This window comes from Hymenobacter sp. YIM 151858-1, from assembly GCF_025979705.1.
In the GTDB taxonomy this organism is placed as follows: Bacteria; Bacteroidota; Bacteroidia; order Cytophagales; family Hymenobacteraceae; genus Solirubrum.
Genome location: NZ_CP110136.1, coordinates 3,895,004 through 3,912,950, shown reverse-complemented (window position 1 = coordinate 3,912,950; position 17,947 = coordinate 3,895,004). Strand labels below are relative to the sequence as shown.

General features: G+C 62.4%; 17 protein-coding genes. 13 read left to right on the top strand and 4 right to left on the bottom strand.

The window, feature by feature from the left end:
• Positions 1–62: 62 nt before the first annotated feature.
• Complete coding sequence (locus OIS50_RS17335) at positions 63–1,238, top strand: energy transducer TonB (protein ID WP_264691894.1); 1,176 nt, start codon at positions 63–65, stop codon at positions 1,236–1,238.
• A gap of 318 nt (positions 1,239–1,556) precedes the next feature.
• Here the strand turns inward: OIS50_RS17335 and OIS50_RS17330 are convergent, their stop codons facing one another.
• The 3 genes from OIS50_RS17330 to OIS50_RS17320 form a co-directional block, all read right to left on the bottom strand.
• Entirely contained in the window at positions 1,557–2,315 is a 759-nt protein-coding gene (locus OIS50_RS17330) for an alpha/beta fold hydrolase (RefSeq protein ID WP_264691893.1), read from the bottom strand.
• Between the two features lie 255 nt (positions 2,316–2,570).
• On the bottom strand, positions 2,571–2,867 hold the full coding sequence (locus OIS50_RS17325; protein WP_264691892.1) for a hypothetical protein: 297 nt from the start codon (positions 2,865–2,867) through the stop codon (positions 2,571–2,573).
• The gene (locus OIS50_RS17320; protein WP_264691891.1) at positions 2,867–3,631 is read right to left on the bottom strand and encodes an alpha/beta fold hydrolase; all 765 of its coding nucleotides are present in this window, start codon (positions 3,629–3,631) and stop codon (positions 2,867–2,869) included. Before OIS50_RS17320 ends, OIS50_RS17325 begins: the two co-directional genes overlap by 1 nt.
• 135 nt (positions 3,632–3,766) lie before the next feature.
• Between OIS50_RS17320 and OIS50_RS17315 the strand changes: the two genes are divergently transcribed.
• The 7 genes from OIS50_RS17315 to OIS50_RS17285 all read left to right on the top strand — a co-directional run bounded on the left by OIS50_RS17315 (position 3,767) and on the right by OIS50_RS17285 (position 12,369).
• On the top strand, positions 3,767–5,698 hold the full coding sequence (locus OIS50_RS17315; RefSeq protein ID WP_264691890.1) for a capsule assembly Wzi family protein: 1,932 nt from the start codon (positions 3,767–3,769) through the stop codon (positions 5,696–5,698).
• Between the two features lie 226 nt (positions 5,699–5,924).
• The gene (locus tag OIS50_RS17310; RefSeq protein ID WP_264691889.1) at positions 5,925–7,772 is read left to right on the top strand and encodes an ABC transporter ATP-binding protein; all 1,848 of its coding nucleotides are present in this window, start codon (positions 5,925–5,927) and stop codon (positions 7,770–7,772) included.
• Positions 7,773–8,196: 424 nt separating this feature from the next.
• Positions 8,197–8,766: a hypothetical protein gene (locus OIS50_RS17305; protein WP_264691888.1), complete on the top strand. Its 570-nt coding sequence runs from the start codon at positions 8,197–8,199 to the stop codon at positions 8,764–8,766.
• A gap of 9 nt (positions 8,767–8,775) precedes the next feature.
• On the top strand, positions 8,776–9,381 hold the full coding sequence (lpcA, locus tag OIS50_RS17300; protein WP_264691887.1) for a D-sedoheptulose 7-phosphate isomerase: 606 nt from the start codon (positions 8,776–8,778) through the stop codon (positions 9,379–9,381).
• 75 nt (positions 9,382–9,456) lie between these two features.
• A complete protein-coding gene (locus OIS50_RS17295; RefSeq protein WP_264691886.1) occupies positions 9,457–10,995 on the top strand; it encodes a YifB family Mg chelatase-like AAA ATPase in 1,539 nt (512 codons plus the stop codon).
• Positions 10,996–11,125: 130 nt separating this feature from the next.
• Complete coding sequence (locus OIS50_RS17290; RefSeq protein WP_264691885.1) at positions 11,126–12,178, top strand: quinone-dependent dihydroorotate dehydrogenase; 1,053 nt, start codon at positions 11,126–11,128, stop codon at positions 12,176–12,178.
• Positions 12,179–12,246: 68 nt separating this feature from the next.
• Entirely contained in the window at positions 12,247–12,369 is a 123-nt protein-coding gene (locus OIS50_RS17285; protein ID WP_264691884.1) for a 30S ribosomal protein THX, read from the top strand.
• 75 nt (positions 12,370–12,444) lie between these two features.
• On the opposite strand, the gene OIS50_RS17280 is transcribed toward OIS50_RS17285, so the two are convergent.
• Entirely contained in the window at positions 12,445–13,551 is a 1,107-nt protein-coding gene (locus tag OIS50_RS17280; RefSeq protein WP_264691883.1) for an acyloxyacyl hydrolase, read from the bottom strand.
• Positions 13,552–13,800: 249 nt separating this feature from the next.
• Between OIS50_RS17280 and OIS50_RS17275 the strand changes: the two genes are divergently transcribed.
• The 5 genes from OIS50_RS17275 to OIS50_RS17255 all read left to right on the top strand — a co-directional run bounded on the left by OIS50_RS17275 (position 13,801) and on the right by OIS50_RS17255 (position 17,894).
• Positions 13,801–14,550 (top strand): porin family protein, encoded by a 750-nt coding sequence (locus OIS50_RS17275; protein WP_264691882.1) that lies wholly within the window; start codon positions 13,801–13,803, stop codon positions 14,548–14,550.
• A 187-nt stretch (positions 14,551–14,737) separates the two neighbouring features.
• Positions 14,738–15,445: a porin family protein gene (locus OIS50_RS17270; protein ID WP_264691881.1), complete on the top strand. Its 708-nt coding sequence runs from the start codon at positions 14,738–14,740 to the stop codon at positions 15,443–15,445.
• Positions 15,446–15,619: 174 nt separating this feature from the next.
• Positions 15,620–16,279: a porin family protein gene (locus OIS50_RS17265; RefSeq protein ID WP_264691880.1), complete on the top strand. Its 660-nt coding sequence runs from the start codon at positions 15,620–15,622 to the stop codon at positions 16,277–16,279.
• A 98-nt stretch (positions 16,280–16,377) separates the two neighbouring features.
• On the top strand, positions 16,378–17,037 hold the full coding sequence (locus OIS50_RS17260; protein WP_264691879.1) for a porin family protein: 660 nt from the start codon (positions 16,378–16,380) through the stop codon (positions 17,035–17,037).
• 122 nt (positions 17,038–17,159) lie between these two features.
• Positions 17,160–17,894 carry a porin family protein gene (locus tag OIS50_RS17255; protein ID WP_264691878.1) on the top strand — a complete coding sequence of 245 codons (735 nt, stop codon included), beginning with the start codon at positions 17,160–17,162 and terminating at the stop codon, positions 17,892–17,894.
• The last annotated feature ends 53 nt before the right edge of the window (positions 17,895–17,947 follow it).

The window sequence follows — 17,947 nt, the reverse complement described above, 5'->3', positions numbered from 1 at the left end:
AGTGAAAATTATTGAGCCCGGATGTGCCCGAAAGCTGACGCATCCGGGCTTTTTTTGTGGCTATGCTATTACGTTCTCTATTCTGCGGTGCCGGGTTGTTCGTGACTTCTGCCGCCCTAGGTCAAGTGGCGGGTGCTGGCGCAGCGGCACCGGCTACGTACACGTTTGTGGAGCAAATGCCCCGGTTTCGGGGTGGCAGTGCAGATTCGGTGTACGCTTACCTCAACCGCCACCGGCAATACCCCGCCGAGGCCGCCGCGCAGCGCCTCGAAGGCCGGGTGTTCGTGAGTTTCGTGGTGAGCCCCGCGGGCACCACCGAGCAGGTCAAAATCGTCAAAAGCAGCAACCCGCTGTTTGAGGCCGAGGCCCTGCGCCTGATTCAGACGATGCCTGCCTGGGAGCCGGGCCGGCAGGCCGGGCGCGCCGTGCCGGTGGCCCAAACGCTGCAAATCAACTTCCGGCTGCCGCCGGTGCAGCCGCTGCTGAGCGGCCCCCGGCCCGCCGCCGAGCTGTACCCACCCAGGCCCGTGGGTGGGCAGGAGGCGCTGGCGGCTCACCTGAAAAGCGCAACCTACCCCGAGGCCGCCCGCCAGACCCAAACCTCGGCGCTGGTGTTCGTGAGCGTGCAGGTCGATTCGCTGGGCCAGGTAAGCGGCGTGCGGCCGCTTTCGCTGATGGGCGACAAAGCCACCCGCAACCCCAAAGCCGGTGTGCAAGCGCCCGACGCCACGCTGGTGGAGGCTGCCGTGGCGGCGCTGGGCAGCAGCGGCCTACGCTGGCAGGCGGCCGTGCGCAACGGCCAGCCCAGCAGCAGCGCGGCCCTGGTGCCGGTGTTGTTTGACGGGGCTACGGGCACGGTGGGCCTGCTGCCGGGGCTGCGCCTGTTCCCGACGGAGCCGCCCGTTATCGAGGGCGGCGGCAAGGCGCTGTACGAGTTTTTGGGCCGCAACATCAAGTACCCGCCTGCGGCGTTGCGGGCCGGCCTCCAAGGCAAGGTAACGGTGCTGTTTGAAGTAAGCGAAGAAGGCCGCGTGCAAAACCCATTGGTGGTTGGCGCGGCCCACCCCGAGCTCGACGCGGAAGCGGTACGCGTGGTGTCGCAGCTGCCGCCCCTGTTTCCGGCCCTCGAGCAGGGCCAGCCCGTGCGCAGCTTCTACCTCGTGCCGATTACATTTACCGTGGTGCGAAGCGGGCGGCCCGGCCCCGCCCCCGCCGGCCCGCGCATGCGTACGTTCTAGGTCAGTTTCGTTGGCACGCCGCCAGCCTCCGGTTTGGGCAATTGCCCGGGCCGGAGGCTGGCGTTGGCAGGCCCCGCGCCCTGGGTGCCGGGCGCGATCCGGCACCCAGGGCGCGGGGCCAGTTGATAGGTTTAAGAAGCTGTTTGAGTTGATTTCAGAACGTCATGCTGAGCCCCGCCGAAGCATCTCTACGGATAGCATTCTACTACCTGACGAAGCGGTAGAGATGCTTCGGCGGGGCTCAGCATGATGCTAAACCTCGCTTGGTTAGCTAACTTAAACAGCTTCTAAAAGCTGAGCCCACAGTTGCGCCGGGGCTTACGCCGCGGGCTCGGGCAGCACCAGCTCGGCCAGGTTCTCGATGGCTTTGCGCGTGGGCTCGGGGCGCTCCAGAAACCCTAGGTGCCCCACGTTGGCCAGCCACAGCACCAGGCAATGGTCGGGCAGCAGGCTTTCTTCGTGGGTTTTTTCGGGCGACACGGCGCGGTCGTCTTTGCCGGCGATGAGCAGCACCGGAAAGGTGGCTTTTTCGAGCACGGCGCGGCGGTCGGGGCGCGCGGCCATGGCCTGCAGGCTGCCCAGGGCGGTTTCGGCTGGCACGGCGGCGGCAATGCGTTGCAACTGCTGCACGTGGTGCGCCATCGACTCGCGGTGGGCGGCGGCCAGCTGGGGCTTCAGAAACTCCTCGGCAAACGCGGCCACGCCGTGCTCCTCCAGAAACTGGCGGTTGCGGGTGCGCTGCTCCCGGTCGTCGTCGGTGTCGGGCAACGATGAGGAGTGGAACAAGCACAGGCCTGCCACCAGACCGGGGTATTTTTCGGCGAAGGCCAGGGCCACGTAGCCGCCCATGCTGTGGCCCACCAGCAGCACCTGCCCCACCCCGGCGCGGCTCAGTTCGTCGCGCAGGAAATCGGCCGCGGCCTCCAGCGAGTAGTCGGGGGCGGGTTGGGCGTTGGGGCCGTAACCCGGCAAATCGGGGCACAGCACCTGGTAGCGGGCACGCAGCGGCGCCGCGAACTCGTCCCACACGGCACCGCTTTCGAGGTAGCCGTGGATAAACAACAGGGTGGGCTTCATGGGGCTGGGGCGTTGGTGAGCGGTGGTAAACGCGGAAACCGGACGCTTGGGTTGCTGGGGCAGTAGGGGGCCTCACCCCCGGCCCCTCTCCCGCAGAGAGGGGGAGCCACGGCGGCGAGGCCGTCAGCAACGATTTCGTGCAACGATTGCGGCGGCTGCGGCTCACGCCTTCGCCGCCGCGCCTGCAAGCCGGCATCGAATCGCCCCCGTTGCCCATAGGCTGGGCAAGCACCTAGGGCACGGGCCTTCAAAGCCTCAGAGCGGTTTCCGGGCCCAGAAGTAGCCCAACGCGCCACCGGCCAACGGCAGCGCTACCATTCCGAGGGCCATGAAAAAAGTACCGCCCATTGGCAGAAACTTCGGCCCGATTATGTTCAGGAGCACTGCCCCGAACAGGCTGGGCCAGGGGTTGGCGCGGTACGGCGGGTACTGCCTTTTCAGCAGCCAATAAGCCAGCCCGCCCAGCAGCATGGGCCCCGCTACCGCCAGCAGCAACAGCCTGAGCGCCATGCCCCAAAACTCCCAGGTTTGAATATTGAGCAGCGCTGGCATCAGGCTTTGCCGTATACCCGGCCCGCAAAATCGAGCACGGCGCGGCGGGTTTCGTCGGGGCGCTCGAAGTACCCTAGGTGGCCCACGTCGGAGAGCAGCAGGGAGTAGCTTTCGGCGGGCAGGGCCAGCTGCGGCAGCACGCTTTCCACGGTTACGGCCACGTCTTCTTTGCCCACGATAAACTGCACCGGGTAGCGCGCATCGCGCAGCACGTGGGTGCGGTCGGGGCGCTCTTTCATGGCGCGCAGGGCCCCGATGACGGTTTCCTTGGGCGTGGCTTTGCCGATTTCCTCCAGAAACTCGCGCTCCTGCACCAGCCGCTCGCGGTTGGCCGGCGCAAACAGCGGCCTGATAAACGACTCCATGAACTTATCGACGCCGTGGCGCTGCACAAAGTCGATGTTTTTGTCGCGGTTGGCCTTTTTCTCGTCCGAGTCGGGCATAGCCGTGGAGTGAAACAGGCTCAGGCCCGCTACCATGTTGGGGTAGCGCTCGGCAAAGGCCAGGGCCGCGTAGCCGCCCATGCTGTGGCCCACCAGCAGCACCCGCTCGCAGCCGCGCTGGCGCAGGTAGTCGGCCAGGTAGCGGGCCTGGGCCTCCATAGAGTAGTCGCGGATATCGTGGATGTTGGTGCCGAAGCCCAGCAGATTGGGCGTGAGCAGGCGGTATTCGTCGTCGGGAAACTCGCGGGTGAACTCAGTCCAGATTTCGCGGCTTTCGCCAAAGCCGTGCAGCAACACAATGGCGGGTAAGGCAGTCGTCATAGGCGCAGTATACGTGGTGCGGAGGCAACAAATCTACGGATGGCCCGGCGCCCTAGGTAAAGCTGGGCGGTTTTCGGCGGCCGAGTTGTAGCTTCGCCGAAGCGGTTTGCGTATGCAGCCCGCTTACTTTCTTCTATGAACAACCGCCTCCTCTGGATTTTACTGGGTCTGGCACCGGCTACCGCCAGCTTTGCGCAGCAGGTTCCAACGCCCGTTCAGCCCCAGCCCGTCGATACCGTGCAGGTGCCACCCGCCTCGGCACCGGTGCCAGCGCCTACGCCTGTAACGGTTACGCCCCCTTCTGCGCAGCAGCCTACGCCCGAGCGCATTGAGGCTACCGATGCCAAGCCGCTGCTGCAGGCGCCCGTGTACGTACCGCTTGACCTGGACGTGTACCGCCTCATCGACCGCTACGCCATTAAGTACGGCCCCGATTCGGTCGGCGACATCCATACCACCATCCGCCCCTACAACCGGGCTGCGGTGGCCCGCTTGGCCGAGCGGATTTATCCTAGAGAGGGAATAGTCACTCCCACAGACGCCCCTCCCAATGACGTTCGAGTCTTAGAATTTGGCGCAAGAGGAGAAAGAAGGAATTCGATTGAGCGCTTCAACATCCTATACCTGCTGCGCGACAACTGGCAATACGTCACCGATCCTTCCCTCCGCGCCGAAAACGTCAGTAAAAAGCCTTTCCTTAAGCATTTCTACCGCAACCCGGCCGATCTGTACAGCGTGCAAACGCCGGACTTCACGTTGCGCGTCAACCCGGTGCTGCACTTTCAGGTGGGCACTGATACCGACTCCGACGGGCTGCGCTTCGTGAACACGCGCGGCGCCGTTATCGAGGGCACCATCGATAAGCGCCTGGGTTTCTTTACTTACTTCGTCGATAACCAAACCTCGGTGCCGCTGTACGTGCAGCAACGCGTAGAGCGCGACAACGCCGTGCCGCACGAGGGTTACTGGAAGCTGTTCAAGGACAAGCGCGGCCAATACGACTTCCTGACGGCGCGCGGCTACGTAACGTACGCCGCCACCAAGCACATCAACGTGCAGCTCGGCCACGACCGCAACTTTGTGGGCAACGGCTACCGCTCACTAATCCTGAGCGACTTTTCGGCGCCGTACTTCTTCCTGAAGCTGAACACGCGCGTTTGGAAGTTTAACTACCAGAACATCTTCGCGGAGCTGACAGCGGAGCGGACGCCCGACCGCGACACCATCTTCCAGAAGAAATACATGGCGTTTCACCACCTCAGCCTCGACATTACGCCGTCGCTGAACGTGGGCGTGTTCGAGTCGGTGATGTTTGGGCGGGGCAAGGGCCGCTTCGAGCTGCAGTACCTCAACCCCCTCATCTTCTACCGCAGCATCGAGCAGCACGTCGGCTCGAACGACAACGCCATTCTAGGCGCCGATTTCAAGTGGAACATCCTGAAACGCGGGCAGATCTATGGGCAAGTGGTACTCGATGAGCTGATTGTAAGCCAGGTGCGGGCCGGCAACGGCTGGTGGGGCAACAAGCAATCGGTGCAGCTGGGCGCCAAGTACCTCGATGTGCTGGGCCTGCGCAACCTCGATCTGCAGGCCGAGTTCAACTACATCCGGCCCTACACCTACCAGCACGCCGATTTGTACCGTGCCTACGAGCACTACGGCCAGCCGCTGGCCCACCCCATGGGCGCCAACCTGCGCGAGGTGCTGGGCGTGCTCACCTACCAGCCCCTGCCCCGCCTCACGCTGGTGGGCAAGGCCTTTTACGTGCAGCAGGGCATCGATTTCGACGACCGCGCCGAAGGTACCAACCTTGGCTCCAACGTGCTGCGCTCGTACAACACTCGCCCGCGCGATGCCGCCGGCAACCTCATCGACTTTGGCTACCGCACCGCCGACGGCCGGCGCCACAACCTGCTGCACACCGATCTGACGGCCACCTGGCAAGCCCGCCACAACCTCTGGTTCGATGCCAAGCTGATTGCCCGCAACAGCAACCTGTTCGGCAACGCCATCATTCCGTCGGTGTCGCTGCGCTGGAACGCCGCCCAGCGCCTGCTCGAATTCTAGACCACGGATTCGGGCGGATTCATCGGATTCCGCGGATTTTGTGAACAACGCCAACGGCCCGGGGCACCTGCTCCGGGCCGTTGGCGTTGGGCCGGCTGGCCGGCACCTAGGGCGCGGCCTGGCCAGGCCGCGCCCTAGGTGCCGGCCCGCTACGCGCGCGGCCGCCCACGAAATCCGCGGAATCCGATGAATCCGCTTGAATCCGTGGTCTACCTTTGCACCTCCGATGAAGACTTACCTCCGCATTCTGCGTTTTGCCCGGCCCTACGCCGATTTTCTGCCCCAGTACATCCTGTTCACGGTGCTGGGCATCTTCTTTGGCATTGCCAACTTCGGCATGCTCATTCCGCTGCTCAATATCCTGTTCGACACCACCGGCAAAATGCTGGCCGAAGCGCCCGGCGCCCCGCCGGCGTTCAGCCTGTCGCTGTCGTTTATCACCGATACGTTCAAGTACCACTTCCGCGAGGTAATCGAAACGCAGGGCAAGCTCGGGGCGCTGGCGTGGGTGTGCATGCTGCTGATTGGCTCGGTATTTCTGAGCAACGTGTTCCGGTACCTAGGGCTGCGGCTGCTGGCCAAGGTGCGCGCCCGCGTTATCCGCAACCTGCGCGCCGCCCTGTACCAGCGCGTAACGCAGCTGCAACTGGGCTACTTCACGGCGGCCCAAAAAGGCGACCTGATGTCGCGCTTTACCAACGACGTGCAGGAGGTGGAAACCTCGGTGGTGAACTCGCTCACGGCCGTTATCCGGGAGCCGCTGGCCATCGTGGGCTATTTCGCGGTGCTGTTTTTTATGTCCGTCAAGCTAACGTTGTTCACGCTGATTCTGCTGCCGATTTCGGGTGGGCTGATTGCGGGCATTTCGAAGCGTTTGCGCCGCCAGGCCCAGCAAAGCCAGCAAACCCTGGGCTCGATGCTCTCGGTGATTGACGAAACCCTAGGTGGCGTGCGCGTCATTAAGGCCTTCAACGCCGAGCCGTACATCCTGAGCAAGTTTCACGCGCAGAACGAGCAGTACGCCCGCACCCAGCGCAGCATCGACAACACCCGCGACCTGGCCTCGCCGTTCTCGGAGTTTGCCGGCGTATCGGTGGTGGCGGCGCTGCTGTACTTCGGCGGCACCCTGGTGCTGGGCGGCGAATCGGACCTGACCGCGGCCAACTTTATTACCTACATCGTGCTGTTTTCGCAAGTGCTGGTGCCGGCCAAGGCCTTGTCGTCGGCGTTCAGCAACATTCAGCGCGGCCTGGTGGCCGGCGAGCGGGTGCTGTCGGTAATCGACACTGAGCCTACAATCAAGGACAAGCCGAATGCGCAGGTGCTGCCTGCGTTTGCGCACGAAGTGGAGTTCCGCAACGTGGCCTTCAGCTACGGCGAGCGTACGGTGCTGGAAGACATTAACCTGGTAGTACCCAAGGGCAAAACCGTGGCGCTGGTGGGCCCCTCGGGCGGCGGCAAAAGCACCCTGGCCGATTTGGTACCGCGCTTTTACGACCCCACCGCCGGCCAGATCCTCATCGATGGCCACGACCTGCGCGACTGCACCCTGCACTCGGTGCGGGCGCAAATGGGCATCGTAACGCAGGAGAGCATCCTGTTCAACGACACCGTTTTCAACAACATCCGCTTCAACAAACAGGACGCCACGGAGCAGGAGGTAATGGAGGCCGCCAAAATTGCCAACGCCCACGAGTTCATCATGGCCTCGCCCGAGGGATACAACACTATCATCGGCGACCGGGGCACGCGCCTTTCGGGTGGGCAGCGGCAGCGCCTGAGCATTGCCCGCGCCATTTTGCGCAATCCGCCCATTCTCATTCTCGACGAAGCCACCTCGGCCCTCGACACCGAAAGCGAAAAGCTGGTGCAGGAAGCCTTAACGCGCCTCATGACCAACCGCACTTCGCTGGTAATTGCCCACCGCCTCAGCACCGTGCAACACGCCGATGAGATTGTGGTGCTGCAGCACGGCCGCATTGCCGAGCGCGGCACCCACGACGAGCTGCTGAGCCGCCCCGATGGCCTGTATGCCCGCCTGAGTCGGATGCAAGGAAACCCGGCGTTGGCGTAGCACGAGGCACCTAGGGATAGAGTGACGCATCGAACAGGCAACCCGGCGCGAGCAACGCACAATAAACTGGCGCGCGTCTTAGCGCGTGAGCGCGCGACTCGTGCCTAGGTATGGAGGGGAGTCTCCGACTCCCGTACCGTGAACGACCCGGCCTAGGTGCCGCTGGGGCACGCAAGCCAAGGAGCTTAAGTCAGCAAGCCGTTCTCTAAGTGCCGTGCAACGCCCGGAAGTCTGGAGATTCCCACCCATGCTGCGGCACGAGTCGCGCGCTCCGCGCTAAGACTCGCGCCAGCATATCCAGGTTGCCGTTTGTTCGCGCCAGTGCATCCTCACGCCACTTGTTCGAGCAACCATACGTAAAGAGGTATATTTCCGCGGCGCGGCCTGGCAGCTGCGCGGCTCTCCTCCACAAACCTCTTTCCGTATGATAGCCCTCCGTCGAATAGTTACCGTGCTGGTGATGGTGTACCTGCTGATGGCCTTGCTGCTGGCCGTAACGGCCGGTGCCCGCGATGCCATGATCAGCATGTTTGGCACCAGCCGCGCCGATTTCTGGTTCAACATGATGCTGATTGGCGCCGCCCTGCTGCTGTTGCTGCTGCTCGTCGAGAATGCCCACACCGTGGCGCTGCGCCGCAACGTGACGCATTATGAAGCCAAAATCAACGAACTGAAAGCCAAGCTCTACGACCACCAACTGGAGCAACGCGACCAATCGTGGCGCTCGGGTGGCACCAGCACGCCCCGCCCGGCCGAGCCCGTGGTAGCCCAGCCTACCGTAACGCCGCAGCCGCAAGCCGCCCCCGGCAGCATTGCCCGCACCACCATGCCGCCCGTACGCCCCCTCGACGAAGGCTACGACCAGGATTTGCCGCGCACCGCTGTGCCGCCGCCCTCCGCCGCCGACCTGCCGCCCAGCGCCGTGCCGCCCACTACCATTCATCCGCACCCCACCAACACGCCGCCCTACCCGAACGACCGCCCCGCTGTGTAACTTCGCGGCGTGGCAGATACCCTCACCGACCTTATCCGGGCTGAACTAACGGAAGCCCGCACCGTGCTCGAGCGTTTTTTGGCCGAGCCCACCAACCTGGCCCGCATCGAGCAAGCCGCGCAGCTAATGGCTACCAGCCTGCTGGGTGGCGGCAAGCTCCTGAGCTGCGGCAACGGCGGCTCGCTGTGCGATGCGCAGCACTTCGCCGAAGAGCTTTCGGGCCGCTACCGCCAGGATAGGCCCGCCCTGGCCGCCATTGCGCTTACCGAGGCCTCGCACATGAGCTGCGTGGCCAACGACTACGGCTACGAGTACGTGTTCAGCCGCTACGTGCAGGCCCTGGGTCGCGGGGGCGATGTGCTGCTGGCCATTAGCACCAGCGGCCACTCGCCCAACGTGCTGCGCGCCGCCGAGGCCGCCAAGGCTGCCGGCATGCAGGTGGTGGCCCTTACCGGCAAAGACGGCGGCCCCCTCGCCGCGCTGGCCGATGTAGAAATACGCGCGCCGCACGCCGGCTACGCCGACCGCATTCAGGAGATACACATCAAAGTAATTCACATCCTGATTTTGCTAATCGAGCGACTCGTAGCAGCCAAGCAGCCAGATGCTTTGTAAATTTGCCCTAGGTAAAGCCCGCCCCTCCAAAAGGCGGGCTTCCTTTTGCCTGTTTAGCTGATTGCTTTCGCTCGAATGATTACTAAAACCTACGGTTCGGCCGTTCAGGGTGTCAACGCTTACACCATTACCATTGAGGTTGCCGTATCGCAGGGCACCAACTTTTTTGTGGTGGGCCTGCCCGATAATGCCATTAAGGAAAGCCAGCAGCGCATTGAGGCGGCCATGCGCGTGCGGGGCTACCACATGCCGCGCACCAAAGTGGTGGTGAACATGGCCCCGGCCGACATCCGCAAGGAAGGCTCGGCCTACGATTTGCCCATTGCCCTAGGTATTCTGCACGCGTCGCAGCAAATCAGCACCGATAAGCTGGGCCAGTACATTATTATGGGCGAGCTGGCCCTCGATGGCGAGCTGCGCCCCATCAAAGGCGTGCTGCCTATTGCCATTCAGGCCCGTAAAGAGGGCTTCAAGGGTTTTGTGCTGCCGAAGCAAAACGCCCAGGAAGCTGCCATCGTCAACAACCTCGACATTATCCCCGTCGAGAGCATGCAGCAGGCCATCGACTTTTTCGAAGGCCGCGAGGAGATTGAGCCGCTGAAGATTGACACGCGCGACGTGTTTCAGCACTCGGCCAACCAGTACGCCGCCGACTTTGCCGACGTGCAAGGCCAGGAGAACATCAAGCGGGCCATGGAAATTGCGGCGGCTGGCGGGCACAACGTCATCATGATCGGCCCACCCGGCGCGGGCAAAACCATGCTGGCCAAGCGCCTGCCCAGCATTTTGCCGCCGCTGAGCATGCACGAGGCTCTCGAAACCACCAAAATTCACTCCGTAGCCGGCAAGCTGGGCGCAAATTCGTCGCTGCTGAACACGCGGCCGTTCCGCTCGCCGCACCACACCATTTCCGACGTGGCCCTGGTGGGCGGGGGCGGCAACCCGCAGCCCGGCGAAATCTCGCTGGCGCACAACGGCGTACTTTTCCTCGACGAGCTACCCGAGTTTAAGCGCACGGTGCTGGAGGTAATGCGCCAGCCCCTGGAGGAGCGCCGCGTTACGATTTCGCGCGCCAAGGTGAGTATTGATTACCCGGCCAACTTCATGCTGATTGCCAGCATGAACCCGTGCCCCTGCGGCTACTACAACCACCCCGATAAGGAGTGCGTGTGCGGCCCCGGCGTGGTGCAGCGCTACCTGAACAAAGTATCGGGCCCGTTGCTCGACCGCATCGACCTGCACGTGGAGGTAACCCCCGTTACCTTCGACCAGATGACCGAAACGCGCCGGGCCGAGAGCAGCGCCAGCATTCAGGAGCGCGTCGATAAGGCGCGGCAGGTGCAGGCCGAGCGCTTCAAGGACTTCCCCGACATCCACTCCAACGCCATGATGCCCTCGCAGATGGTGAAGGACATTTGCCAGATAAACCAGGCCGGGCGCACGCTGCTGAAAACCGCCATGGAGCGCCTGGGTCTGTCGGCCCGCGCCTACGACCGCATCCTGAAAGTATCGCGCACCATCGCCGACCTGGCCGGCTCCGACGAAATCCGCATCGAACACCTGGCCGAAGCCATCCAGTACCGCTCGCTCGACCGGGAAGGTTGGGCTGGCTGAGGGGCCAATTAAAATTTCAGAATTAAAGATTAAAGATGGCCCCTCACACCCCGCTGGCAGATGCATCCACCCAAGCGCCCTTCCAGGTCAATTCATAATTTTTAATTCTGAATTTTTCATTGCTTTCGCCGTGCTTTACCAGAACCTCCTGCGCCCCCTGCTGTTCCGCCTCAGCCCCGAGCAGGCACACCATTTTACCTTCGAGGCCCTGGGTGCAGCGGGCAAGCTGCCCTTCGCGCACGCGGTGCTGCGCAACCAGTTCGGCTACGAGCACCCCAATCTGGAGCGCGAGGTATTCGGGCTGAAGTTCAAGAATCCCATCGGACTCGCTGCCGGCTTCGATAAGAATGCGGTGCTGGTTGATGAGCTGGCGGCCTTGGGTTTTGGGCACGTGGAAGTGGGCACCGTGACGCCCCGGCCGCAACCCGGCAACCCAACCCCTAGGTTGTTCCGGCTGCCAACCGATCAGGCACTCATCAACCGCATGGGCTTCAACAATGGTGGGGCAGCCGCGGCGACCGAGCGCCTGCGCAAGCGCAGCGCGAGCATCATCATCGGCGGCAACATTGGCAAGAACAAGGACACGCCTAACGAGCAAGCTGCCGACGATTACGTGGCCTGCGTGCAGGCCCTGCACGACACCGTCGACTACTTTGTGGTGAACGTGTCGTCGCCGAACACGCCGGGACTGCGGCAGCTGCAGGAGCGCGAGCCGCTGCTGGCCTTGCTGCGCGAGGTGCAACGCGCCAACCACGCCCAGCGCACCGCCCGCCCGCTGCTGCTCAAAATCGCGCCCGACCTCAGCAACGAGCAGCTCGACGACATTGTGACCATTGTGCAGGAGGCCGGCTTAAGCGGCGTAGTGGCAACCAACACCACCATCGGGCGCGGCGGCCTGCGCACCCCAGCCAGCGAAATAGAGCACATAGGCGCGGGTGGCCTGAGCGGTGCCCCGCTGCGGGCGCGCAGCACCGAAGTAATCCGGTACTTGCACCAACGCTCGGGCGGCACGCTGCCGATTATTGGCGTAGGCGGCATTTTTTCGCCGGCCGATGCGCAGGAGAAACTGGCGGCCGGTGCCTCGTTGGTGCAGCTCTACACGGGTTTTATTTACGAAGGGCCCGCCGTGGTGCAGCGCATGTGCCGCGAACTAGCCCGGCTGCCGCTCGTAGAACGGGGTTGAACCGAACCTGCCCGGGTGCTATTTTAGCCTAGGCATTTTCTCAATCACCTTTTACACCAGTACACATTATGGGCAAAGGAGACAAGAAATCGAAACGCGGCAAGCTCACGAAAGGCTCGTTTGGCAAAAAGCGGCCGCGCAAAACCCGAAACAAAATTGCCTCGGCACCCAAGCCTGCCGAAACCAAGTAACCTACTTCCTACTCCTCAGGAACCGAACGGCCCCGCAACTGCAAGCAGCTGCGGGGCCGTGCCGATTGTGGCAGCCTACAACCGCACGCCCACGCGGCACTCAATTACGTCGGCGGCGCCGCGGTGTACTTTCAGATCGAGGGCCCCGAAAAGGTGCTGGGTGAGGTGGTATTTCAGGCTGAGCCGCTCGTAGTAGAAGTTGTTGGATTTGTAGGGGTTGTAGAAATAAAACCCCAGGTGGGTACCAAAGGCCAGCCGGCCCAGCAGCAGCTCGTGGCCCAGCAGCACGCCGGCTTTTTTTACATCCTGCAGCTTATCGGCGTTGCGGGCGGTATCGCGCTGCTCGGCCAGCAGGGAGCGGTCGTAAAAGCCCTCGAGCCCCACCAGCAGGTTGCTTTTGCGGTTGATGCGCCGGCCGCCGGCTACCGTTACGGAGTTTACCCAGTAGCGCTGCCGGTCCGATTCGTTGCGCTGCTTGAAACCCACGCTGGTGCTCACGTTGAAAAAGTTGCGCCCTAGGTCGGTGGGCTCGTTGGCGGGCGTGGCAGGCAGGGGCACAAACTGGCGCTGCCGGTGGTAGTTGAGGCCCAGCACCACCGTCGGAATATTCACGCCTAGGTTGGGCTTGGCGGTGGCGCCGTTGGAGTAGTGGTTCAGCGCCAGGCCCACCAGCAAACCCAGCTTGGGCGTAAGGGCTACGTCGTACTCGGCGCGGGCTTGCAAAGTGGCATTCAGCCGCGAGCTGACGAACAGGTTTTTGTGGTTGGTTTCGCGGTCGAAGGCCTTCGGAAAATACCCGATGCCCGTACCCAGCCGGAAGCTCAGCTCCTGCCGCGGGGTACGCCACGCCGTTTTGCTGAGGTACACCGAGCCGGCGTACGACTTGCCCATGGCCGGGTTGTGGTAATCGTAGTACACCAGGGCCACGCCCACTTTGGGGTAGCGGTACCACGCGTGCCAGGGCTGGGTGCCGGTTAGCTGGCGTTGCAAATTCAGCTCCAGCCCCGTGGGGTGGGCCGTTACGAGGTGCTTAACGCGGGGCGAGTGGGCAATGATAAAACCGCCTTGCGCGTACAGCCCTACCACCACCGGTTGGGTTGCCCTAGGTGCCTGCGCCCACAGCGGCGCCCCCCCCGGCCACAGCAACAACAATACAACAAGGCGCCGAACAGCAGCGGGCATAAGCAAAGGAATCAGACCAGCTACAAAAATAGATAGCCGCCGTTTAGCCCTTGTACCTGAGCCCGGTGCACCCGCCGCTTGAGCTTGGATATAGCTTATTGAAAATTAATAATACAACTGATCCGCAACATTGTGCAAGCGCTATTGCGTAAGAGGCGCTGTAACGAGTTGGCAGCACCCCGCTCCGGATAGCAGATACTGTGCAGCGGCCGCCCTCAAATTCCAAACAAGCAACAAAATCCACTGACTATGAAAAAGTTTTTTGCTCTCGCACTCGCCCTGGCTGGTACCACCGCCGCTTTTGCGCAAGGCCAAACCAGCCTTGGCATCGGGGTTAAAGTAGGTGCCACCTACTCCAACGTATCGGGCGACAACGTACAGCAGCTGACCGGCCCCGGCTACAGCTCCGACCTAGGCGACTCCAAACTGGGCTACAACGCGGGCTTGTCGTTTAACCTGCCCGTGAGCAGCGACGGGTTCTTCTCCATCGCCCCGGAAATTTTGTACAACCGCAAGGGCTACGAAATCCAATCGGAGCAGACCACGGGCCTGCCCAGCGGCGTTTCGAAAATGGAAATGGAGCAGCAGCGCGTGCTGCACTACATCGATGTGCCGGTGCTGGCGCGCATCAACGCCGGCGGCCTGTTCTTCGAAGTAGGCCCGCAGGTAAGCTACCTGTTCGGCTCGAAAGCCAAGACGCAAACCACCACCAAGTACAGCAACGGCACCAAGGATAAGGTGGAGGACAACAGCGGTTTCCGCGACTACACCGGCATTTCGCGCGACGAGGCGTACAAGTCTGACCTGGCCCAGTTCGACATCAGCGGTGTGGCCGGCGTAGGCTACATGATTCCGGATGCCGGCATTAGCCTGAACCTGCGCTACGCCCGCGGCTTCAACTCGCTCATCGACTCCAAAGACGCAGACAACGAGCCCAAAGCCTTCAACAACGCCTTTACCCTGCAGCTGGGCTACCTGCTGCCCACGGGCGGCCGCTAAGCCCCACTACCCCGCACCATTGCAACGGAGCCGCCCACCTAGGGCGGCTCTTTTTTTGTAACACGTTTTCTGCGAGTTACCGCCAGCACGGAACTTTTTGCCCGGCGCCAAAGCCGGATTGGCACGCTTATGGCCCCTGGGCTGCCAAACGCAGTCCTATTTCTCCACCTAAAACTGCCTTTTCACCATGAAAAAAGCTGTTTTTGCTTTCTCCGCTCTCGCTATTGCTGCCCTGGCTGCTCCGGCCGCTCACGCCCAAGGCGTACGCCTGGGTTTCCGGGCCGGGGCCAACTACTCCAACCTCGCGGGCGAGGTGCAGAACGAGAGCATCTACAATAACAAAATCGGGTTCATGGGCGGCGTAATCCTGAACGCCGACCTCACCGGCGACGGATTCTTCTCGGTGCAGCCCGAAATCCTGTACTCGCAAAAAGGCTTCGAAAACAAGCCCACCACCTACACCAGCACGCTCTTTGGCGCGGGCTACGAGGTAAAGCGCGAAGGCAAGGTAAACTACAATTACCTCGACGTGCCGGTACTGGCTAAGTTCAACGCCGATGGCTTCGTGTTTGAGGCCGGCCCGCAGTATTCGTACCTGCTCAGCTCGAGCAACGAAAGCAAACTTTCGCGCCGCACGCTGCCCAACGGCACCTTCCAGGAAGTGCGCGAGACGGAAGACCAGAACGATGTAAGCGGCCTGAAGCGCAGCGAGCTGGGCTACGTGGCCGGCGTGGGCTACCAAACCGAAAGCGGCCTGGGCTTTGGCCTGCGCTACACGGGCGCCTTCAGCGACTTCGTGAAGCCGGAGAACGGCACCTACTTCCAGGGCGACCTGAAGAACGCCCGCCACTCGGCCTTCCAGCTTTCGGTAAACTACCTCTTCGCGGGTAAGTAACCCCTCGGCTGTCTCCTGCTCTGAGCTATGAAACGCGCCCGGCTTCCGTTAGGAGGCCGGGCGTTTTAGTTACTGATTTATAAGCGCTTCAGTTAAACATATGATTTGCCGAATGGTTGTATCCGTTGTTGGCGCTAGCCATTCCTGCTCTTCATTCCTAACCCTTTTACCGCTATGAAACACTTCGTCTTTATTCTGACATTCTGCACCCTGGCTGCGCTAAGCGCTCAGGCGCAAGGCATCCGCTTTGGGGTGAAAGCCGGCGCCAACTACTCCAACCTGGCCGGCGACGTGGTAGACGAGGACCGCTACGAAAGCAAGTTTGGCGTGCACGGCGGCTTGATGCTGAACGTGGGGCTGATCGACGACGGCTTTTTGTCGCTGCAGCCCGAGCTACTCTTCTCGCAAAAGGGCTTTAAGTACGCCGACCGCGACGTAACCATCGGCAACGACCGGTTCCGCTTCACCGGCAAGCTCACCTACAACTACCTCGATGTGCCGGTGCTGCTGAAAATCAACGCCGGCGGCTTGTTCTTCGAGGCCGGGCCGCAGTTTGGCTACCTGCTCAGCGCCAGCGACGACATTGAGATAACCCGCAACGGCCAGACGCAAACGTCGTCGCAGAACTACTCCAACCTCGACGACGTGAAGCGCACCGAGGTGGGCTACGCCGCCGGGCTGGGCTACCAAGCCAAAAGCGGCCCCATGATCGGGCTGCGCTACAACGGCTCCCTCACCGATTTTGCCGACGACGGCTACCAGGGCGACGAGTTCCGGAACGCCCGCAACTCGGTGTTTCTCTTATCGGTAGGCTTTATGTTTGGCGGCGAGTAAGCAGCCTAGGTGCCCGTGGCTACGTATAGGGCCTGCAGGCCGCCGGGGCCAAAGCGACGCCGGCTGCCTACTTTCGCGCCGTACTTTTACCAGTAGCCATGAAAAAACTACTTCTGCTGACGCTGTTGGGCCTAGGTGCTGCCTCCGCTGCCCAGGCGCAGGACATCCGCCTCGGCCTGAAGGCCGGCGCCAACTACTCCAACCTGGCCGGCGACCTTACCGACGAAAACCGCTACGACAGCAAGGTTGGCCCGCACGCCGGCCTGATGGTGAACATCGGCCTCACCGACGACAACTTTCTGTCGGTACAGCCCGAGCTGCTGTTCTCGCAAAAAGGCTTTAAGTACGCCGACAACTCGTACACCGACGTGTTCGGCAACCGCATCAAAGAAACGGGCAAGGTAAACTACAACTACCTCGATGTGCCGATTCTGCTCAAGATCAACGCCGATGGCATCTTCTTCGAGGCCGGCCCGCAGGTAGGTTACCTGCTGAGCGTGAGCAACAACGTGCGGCGCGAGGTAAACGGCAACGTTACCAACAACTCGAGCAACTACGACAACCTCGACAACGTGCAGCGCACCGAGCTCGGCTACGCCGCCGGCGTGGGCTACGAGTCGGATATGGGCCTGCTGATTGGGCTGCGCTACAACGGCGGCCTCAGCAAATACGGCAAGAAAGACGCCGCCCAAAACGAGTTCAGCAACGCCCGCAACTCCACGTTTATGCTGTCGTTGGGGTACTTCTTCGGCAAGTAATTTTCGGCTGGCATAGCTGCCACCACAAACCGGCCGGCTCCGTTACCTAGGGAGCCGGCCGGTTCCTTTTTATAGTTTTGGCGGCGGGCTGGGTTGCCCAAGCGTTGTTTACCGGTATTTCGTTGCGTTGCTTATCCGTTTTCGGCTCCTGCCCGGCCGCCATCCGTTCGGGCTTACTATCTTTTCGGACTTCCGTAGCGGCCCTGCTGCTGATCCTGGCCATAGAGCCCGGTACCGGCTGGGCGCAGGTATCGTTTAAAGCGGGCCTGCGCGGGGGCGCCAACTTCGCCAACGCCGCCGGCCCCGATGCTGCCCGGCGCAAGGTGTGCTTGGCGTACCACGGCGGCCTCGTTACGCAGCTTCAGCTGGGCAGGTACTGGTCGGTGGGGCCCGAGGTGCTATACTCAGCCAAAGGCGACAATACCCTGCAGTACGGCCCCAGTATCGGGGCCAAGCTGGATTACCTGGAGGTGCCGCTACTGGCCCGATACACCCGCGACGACGCCTTTGTAGAATTGGGCCCCTACGCCGCCCGCCTGCTGCGCACCCGCTACCACGATGCCGCCCTGCGCCCCTTCGCCCTCGATACCTACCGCCCGCTCGATTACGGCCTCGCGGTAGGCTTGGGCTACCAGGACCCCAACGGGCTGAGCCTAAGCTGGCGCTACTCCGCTGGCCTGCCCAACGTGTACCGCCCCGTGCGCTACGATGCCGCCACCACCACGCAAGTGCGCCTGCGCCACAGCGTGGTGCAGTTTTCGCTGGGCTACCGCTTCAATAGTTTTGCGGGGCTGAAGAAAATCCGGCTAAACCCATTTCGGCGCAAAGCCGGCTCCGCCCCCGCCAAAGGCGCCTGAACAGCACAACGCCCGGCCTCCTCGCAGAAGCCGGGCGTTGTGGCACCTAGGGC